This is a genomic window from Kitasatospora sp. NPDC059599 (genome assembly GCF_042735125.1).
Lineage (GTDB): Bacteria > Actinomycetota > Actinomycetes > Streptomycetales > Streptomycetaceae > Kitasatospora.
The window spans coordinates 21,626-28,368 of record NZ_JBHWCL010000131.1 but is presented as its reverse complement, the minus strand read 5'-3'; the positions used below and the strand labels follow the sequence as shown (position 1 = coordinate 28,368).

At 71.1% G+C, this 6,743-nt stretch carries 5 protein-coding genes; 1 reads left to right on the top strand and 4 read right to left on the bottom strand.

Annotated features, from left to right (window positions below; translation table 11 throughout):
* The first annotated feature begins 124 nt into the window (after positions 1–124).
* Complete coding sequence (locus ACFV04_RS33500) at positions 125–2,683, top strand: ABC transporter permease (protein ID WP_380349109.1); 2,559 nt, start codon at positions 125–127, stop codon at positions 2,681–2,683.
* 175 nt (positions 2,684–2,858) lie between these two features.
* Here the strand turns inward: ACFV04_RS33500 and ACFV04_RS33495 are convergent, their stop codons facing one another.
* The 4 genes from ACFV04_RS33495 to ACFV04_RS33480 form a co-directional block, all read right to left on the bottom strand.
* Positions 2,859–4,226, bottom strand: coding sequence for an NAD(P)/FAD-dependent oxidoreductase (locus tag ACFV04_RS33495; protein WP_380349111.1), 1,368 nt, complete (start codon positions 4,224–4,226; stop codon positions 2,859–2,861).
* 428 nt (positions 4,227–4,654) lie between these two features.
* Positions 4,655–5,590 carry a Ppx/GppA phosphatase family protein gene (locus ACFV04_RS33490; protein ID WP_360259392.1) on the bottom strand — a complete coding sequence of 312 codons (936 nt, stop codon included), beginning with the start codon at positions 5,588–5,590 and terminating at the stop codon, positions 4,655–4,657.
* 2 nt (positions 5,591–5,592) lie between these two features.
* Positions 5,593–6,291 carry a DUF501 domain-containing protein gene (locus tag ACFV04_RS33485; protein WP_380349113.1) on the bottom strand — a complete coding sequence of 233 codons (699 nt, stop codon included), beginning with the start codon at positions 6,289–6,291 and terminating at the stop codon, positions 5,593–5,595.
* Complete coding sequence (locus ACFV04_RS33480) at positions 6,263–6,742, bottom strand: septum formation initiator family protein (RefSeq protein ID WP_380534610.1); 480 nt, start codon at positions 6,740–6,742, stop codon at positions 6,263–6,265. Before ACFV04_RS33480 ends, ACFV04_RS33485 begins: the two co-directional genes overlap by 29 nt.
* Position 6,743: the final 1 nt, after the last annotated feature.

The following is a 6,743-nucleotide window of genomic DNA, read 5'->3' as shown; positions in this document are numbered from 1 at the left end:
CGAACTCCACCACCCCACCGCCGACACCGTCCTGGACCGCATGCGCCGCTTCGACGCCAAGGGCCGCACCAGCTGACGCTCCGACAGCCCGAAGCACGCCCACCGACCCCTCCCAGGACACCTCATGTATCGCACCGCACTGCGCAACGTGCTGGCCCACAAGGGCCGACTGCTCATGACGGCGCTGGCCGTCATGCTCGGCACCGCCTTCGTGGCCGGAACGATGGTCTTCTCCGACACCTTCGGCAAGGCCATGCGGGACAGCAACTCCAAGAGCTACTCCGACGTGTCGGTCCAGGTCGTGGACCGCGCGGCCGGCTCCGCCGCGAGCGCCCGGCAGAAGAGCGAGAGCGGCCCGGCCACGCTCACCGACGCCACCGTCCGGCAGCTGGCCGCCCTCCCGGGCACCGCCACCGCCCGCGGCGTGGTGAGCGGCTTCACCGGCGTCGCCGACCACAAGGGCAACCTGATAGGCCAGTTCTGGGCCGCCAAGGGTGCCAACTTCGCGCCCGGCCAGGACGGCAGGGACCCGCGCTACCCGATGGCCGAGGGCCAGGGCCCGAAGAACGACAAGGAGATCGCGCTCGACCGCAAGACCGCCGACAAGGCGGGCTACAAGGTCGGCGACACCGTGCGGGTGGCCGCGAACGGCCCGGTGATCGAGGCGAAGCTCACCGGCGTCTTCACCACCGACGACCCGGTGGTGAACACCGGCGGCACGCTCACCCTGTTCGACCGGGCCACCGCCCAGCAGCTGCTCCTGGAGCCCGGCCGCTACAGCGGCATCGTGCTCACCGCCAAGCCCGGCACCTCCGAGGACGCACTGCTCGCCCAGGCGCAGCCCGCAATGCCGACGGGCCACCAGTTCGACGTCGAGACCGGCGCCAAGCTCAAGGCCGACGAGCAGCAGATGATCACCAAGAGCACCGACAGCATGCGCACCATGCTGCTGGTCTTCGCCGGCATCTCGCTCTTCGTCGGCATCTTCATCATCGCCAACACCTTCACCATGCTGGTCGCCCAGCGCACCAAGGAACTCGCGCTGCTGCGGGCCATCGGCGCCAGCCGCAAGCAGGTCACCCGCTCGGTGCTGGTCGAGGCCCTGGCGATCGGAACGGTCTCGGCGGTGGCCGGACTGGCCGCGGGCGTCGGGATCGGCGCCGGGATGCAGTCCCTAATCGGCAGCCTGAACGAGAACATGCCGAGCGGCGCCCTGGTGATCAAGCCGCTCACCGTGGCGGTGACCCTGGTGGTCGGCGTCGTGGTGACGGTGTTGTCGGCCCTGCTGCCGGCCCTGCGTGCCGCCCGGATCGCCCCGGTGGCCGCGATGAGCAGCGGTGACCAGCCCGCCTCGCAGAAGAGCCTGGTGGTCCGCAACACGATCGGCTCGCTGCTCGCCGCCGGCGGCCTGGCCCTGATCGGCTACGGCGCCTCCACCGGCAACACCGACGGCCGGATGCCGGTCGGCCTGGGCGCGTTCCTGGCCCTGATCGGCGTGTTCGTCCTGCTGCCGCTGCTCTCCCGCCCGGTGGTGGCGCTGCTCGGCCCGCTGCTGCGCGGCCTCGGAGGCACGCCGGGGAAGCTGGCCCAGCAGAACGCGGTGCGCAACCCGCGCCGCACCGCCGCCACCGCCGCCGCGCTCACCATCGGCCTGACCCTCGTCAGCGGCCTCACCGTGATCGGCGCCTCCGTCGGCAGCACCATCGACAAGGCCGTCACCAGCTCGATGAAGGCCGACTACGTCGTCTCGACCGCCAACGGCATGGGCCTGTCCGAGCAGGTTCCCGCGCAGATCGCCAAGGCCCCCGGGGTGGCCGCCTCCTCGCCGATGACCGTCGTCTACTGGGAGCTCAACGGCGTCAGCAAGGCGATCACCGGCCTGAACGCGGACACCTTCGACCAGCTCGCCGAGGTCAAGCTGGTCAGCGGCTCCACGGCCGCGCTCGGCAAGGGCCAGCTGCTGGTGGACCAGAACGTCGCCAAGAGGTTCAACCTCACCACCGGCTCCACGATGACCGCGACCTACCCGGACGCGTCCACCGGGACGCTCACCGTCGGTGGTGTGTACGAGACGGGCGGCATGCTCGGCCCGGTCGTCCTGACCAACGGCGAGATCGCCAAGCACGAGCCGAAGCCGCACATCGAGAACGTCCTGGTCAAGGGCAAGGACGGCGCGACCGACACGCTCAAGCAGTCGATCAAGGACGCCACGGGCGCCAACCCGGTGATCGAGGTGAAGTCCAAGCAGGACGTCCGCGACGACTTCAGCCAGACCATCACCTTCGCGCTCAACCTGATGTACGGCCTGCTCGGGATGGCGGTCCTGATCGCGATCCTGGGCGTGATCAACACGCTGGCGATGTCGGTCTTCGAGCGCAAGCGGGAGATCGGGATGCTGCGGGCGATCGGCCTGGACCGCCGGGGCATCAAGCGGATGGTCCGGCTGGAGTCCGTGGTGATCTCGGTCTTCGGCGCCGGCATCGGCCTGGCCCTGGGCTGCTTCATCGCCTGGGCGATCAACGGCACCCTGAAGTCGAGCCTGGCCGGCCTGACCACGGTCCTGCCGTACGGCCAGCTGGCGATGTTCCTGGCGCTGGCCGGGGTGGTCGGCCTGGTGGCCGCGATCTGGCCGGCCCGCCGGGCCGCCGGGCTGGACATCCTGTCGAGCATCAAGACCGACTGACACCGGTCACGCGGAGAGCCCCTGCCGGAGGGTTTCGGCAGGGGCTCTTCTACTGCTGTACTCCGCCCGGTCGCACTGGCCGGCTGAGCACCACGGAGGTCGTGGTCCGGCAACACTGCCGGGCGGAGGGCCTCCGACTCATACCCCGGTGCTCCCACACCGGGGTCTCAGTCGCTTACTTGCTCGCGAGTTCCTTGTCGGCGACCGGCTTGGCGGCCTCGACGGGCTTGGTGGGCGGGGTGACCTCCTGGATCGGAAGCTGCGGCTTCTCCATCTGGGAGAGGCCGACCATCTCGCGCTTCAGGAACATCGCGAGGGTCCAGTCGGTGAAGACGCGGACCTTGCGGTTGAAGGTCGGCACCATCGCGCCGTGGTACAGGCGGTGGAACCACCAGGCCGGACGGCCCTTCAGCTTGTACTTGCCGAAGAGGATCGCGACGCCCTTGTGCAGGCCGAGACCGGCGACCGCACCGAGGTTCTTGTGCTTGTACTCCTTCTGCGGGAAGCCGCGCATACCGGAGATGACGTTGTCGCCGAGGACGACGGCCTGACGGCAGGCGTGCTGCGCGTTCGGCGGGCACCAGGCGCCCTCGCCGGCGGCGAGGTCCGGGACCTGGGCGTTGTCGCCGGCGGCCCAGACGTAGTCGAAGCCCTGGACCTGGAGGGTCGGCGCGGTGTCGACGTGGCCGCGCGGGCCCAGCGGCAGGCCGAACTCGGAGAGCACCGGGTTGGGCTTCACGCCGGCCGTCCACACGATGGTGGAGGCGTCCGTCTCCATGCCGTTCTTCAGAACGACGTGGCCGTCGACGCAGGAGTCCATGGAGGTCTCGATGTAGACCTCGATGTTGCGCTCCTCGAGCTTCTCCTTGGTCCACAGACCGAGGTCCGGGCCCATCTCGGGGAGGATGCGGTTGGCGGCCTCGACGACCACGAAGCGCATGTCGTCGCGGCTGACGGTCCGGTACAGCTTGGACGCGTCGCGCGCCATGTCCTCGATCTCGGCGATCGTCTCGATGCCGGCGAAGCCACCGCCGATGACGACGAAGGTCAGGGCCTTGCGGCGGACCTCCTCGTCCGTGGTGGACTCGGCCTTGTCGAGCTGGGCCATGACGTGGTTGCGGAGGCCGATGGCCTCCTCGACCGTCTTCATGCCGATGCCGTTCTCCGCCAGACCCGGGATCGGGAAGGTGCGGGAGACCGAGCCGGTCGCGACGACCAGGTACTCGAAGGGCAGCTCGTAGCTGTCGCCGGCCGCCGGCTGGATGGTGGCGACCTTGCGGGCGTGGTCGATGCCGGTGACGGACCCGGTCAGCACCTCCGCCTGCTTGAGGGCGCTGCGCAGCGGCGCGACGAGGTTGCGGGGCGCGACGTTGCCGCCGGCCGCCTCGGGGAGGAAGGGCAGGTACGTCATGTACGACCGCGGGTCCACGACCGTGACGGTCGCTTCGCCGTAGCGCATCTTCTTGAGGATGCGCATCGCGGCATACAGGCCGACGTAACCACCGCCGACAATGAGGATGCGAGGACGCTCCGTGGTGCTCATATCCGAAAGTATCCAGCACCGTCCGGAGCAGCCTTCGTGAGCCCGGTCACAAGCTCATGGACACCCCGTGCTACACTGCGCGGCCGCAAAACCGGCCCCGGCGCGGGTGCTCACACCCCTCCGCACCCCCCGGTGAACGTGCGCCGGAGCACTACCCTGCTGAGCAGCAACGATCCGCACAGTGCCCGGGTTCCCGCGCGTGATTTCGATTTTCAAACCTCGGGCGAGCCCTGACCTGCGATCCAGCGGGCCCGGCGACCGGGAAGCCTTCGGTCCCACAATTCGGACGTAGCGGGCGAGCAGGTGTGACGAATGACCCTATCGCCATGTGAAGAAATTCACGAACTTTCTCGCACGCACCCGGGCGCGCCCCGGCCCCGGCTCCCCGGAAGGGGCGCCGGGGCCGGTCGGGTAAGACCCGCGGCGGGTCAGGAGGCGATACCCCAGGCGATGCCGTCCAGGATGTCGTGCTCGCTCACGACCACCTCGGCGGCACCGGTCCGCTCCATGATCTCCAGCAGTTCCAGCGCCCCGGCCGCGATCACGTCCACCCGGCCCGGGTGCATCGACGGGATGGCCGCGCGCTCGGCGTGGGTCGCGGCCAGCAGCTCGCGCGCGATCCCGGCGACGCGCTCCCGGCTGACCCGCGAGTGGTGGATCGCCTCCGAGTCGTAGCCCGGCAGCCCCTGGGCGATCGCGGACACCGTGGTGACCGTCCCGGCCAGGCCCACCAGGGTGGCCGCGCCGGTCAGCGGGACGACCTCCTCGGCCTTGTCCAGCTCGGCCCGCACGTGCGCCCGCGCCAGCGCGATCTGCTCCTCGGAGGGCAGCTCGGCGCCGTCGAAGTGCCGCTCGGTGAGCCGCACGCAGCCGATGTCCACCGAGCGGGCCGCCTGCACGTCGTCCGTGCCGAGCACGAACTCGGTCGAACCGCCGCCGAGGTCGAAGACCAGGTACGGGGCCGGGAACCGGCCGCCGGTCAACTCCTTGGTGGCGCCCAGGAAGGACAGTCGCGCCTCCTCCTCGCCGCTCACCACCTCGGGCTCGACGCCCAGGACGTCGCGCACGCCCTTGACGTACTCGTCGCTGTTCTCCGCGTCCCGGGAGGCGCTGGTGGCGACGAAGCGGACCCGCTCCGGGCCGACGCCGAAGCCGGAGATGATCTCCTGGTACTCCCGGCAGGCCGCGAAGGTGCGGGCCAGCGCGTCCGGGTGCAGCCGGCCGGTCCGGTCCACGCCCTGGCCCAGCCGGTTGACGATCATCCGGCGGTCGAGGTCGGTGATCTCCCCGGTCTCCGGGTCCAGGTCGGCGACCAGCAGCCGGATCGAGTTGGTGCCGCAGTCGATCGCGGCCACCCGGGTCATGGTCACCGCGACTCCTGCTGCCCGTCGGCGTCCGCGGCCGTCGCGTCCTGCCCGGCGTCCTCCGCGGCGCGCTTCCTGGCGGCGCGCTCGGCGGTCTTCTGCTGCTTGGCGGCGATCACCGCCTCGTGGTCCTGGTCCTTGGCGCGGTTGCGGCCGACCCGCTCACCGGCGGCCTGCACCTCGGCCGGGGAGACGCACGGGCCCTTGGCCCACCAGTCCTCCAGCATGCCGATCGCCTCGTCGCCGAGCGGGTTGACGCCCTCTCCGGCCGCCAGCGAGTGGCCGACCAGCACGTGCAGGCACTTCACCCGGTCCGGCATGCCGCCGGCGCTCGGGAAGCCCTCCAGCACCTCGATCGCGTCGCGCCGGGCGATGTAGTCCTCGTGCGCCGCCTGGTAGGCCGCGGCCAGCTCCGGATCCTCGGCGAGCCGGGCGGTCTGGTCCTTCATCACGCCGTCCGCTTCCAGGGTGCCGATCAGCGAGGCGGCCTTGGGGCAGGTCAGGTAGTACAGCGTCGGGAACGGCGTGCCGTCCGGCAGCCGGGGCGCCGTCTCCACGACGTCCGGGTTCCCGCAGGGGCAGCGGTGCGCCACGCCGCGCAGGCCGCGCGGCACCCGGCCGAGCTGGGCGGCGATCGCCGCGACGTCGGCGTCGGAGACGGTGGGGTGGTTCTCAGTGGTCATGGGGGGAGGTGTCTCCAACGGAGGACGGCGGGAGCGGAAGGGGGGTGGAGGGGGCCGACGCGGCGGTGTCGGCGGCGTCGACCGAGTCCCAGATGCTGGCGTACCAGGGCTTGGCGGCGTTCGCCTGACCGGCTGCCGGGCCGGTGGCCGGGGCGCCGGCGGAGGAGGAGGGCTTGGCGGAGGTCTGGCCGGCCGGGTCGACCGCGATGTACGGGGTCTCCCCCGGCACCGCGTAGTGCAGCCGGGCTCGCGCCTGCGCCTTGACGTACTCCGGGTCCTGCCAGCGGGCCTTGTCCCGGCGCAGCTGCTCGACCTGCTGGCGCGCGTGGTCGGCCTTCGCCCGCTGGGCGGAGATCTCGGCGCGCTGGGAGATGAACTGCCGCGTCGGGTAGGCGAGGATCGCCACCAGCGAGCAGAGCACCAGGACGAGGACGGTCGCCCGGCTCGTGAACCGAGGCCGGGCCGCCAAG

Coding starts and splice junctions, on each gene's coding strand:
- ACFV04_RS33500 (WP_380349109.1), top strand. CDS start 125: ATGTATCGCACCGCACTGCGCAACGTGCTGGCCCACAAGGGCCGACTG.
- ACFV04_RS33495 (WP_380349111.1), bottom strand. CDS start 4,226: ATGAGCACCACGGAGCGTCCTCGCATCCTCATTGTCGGCGGTGGTTAC.
- ACFV04_RS33490 (WP_360259392.1), bottom strand. CDS start 5,590: ATGACCCGGGTGGCCGCGATCGACTGCGGCACCAACTCGATCCGGCTG.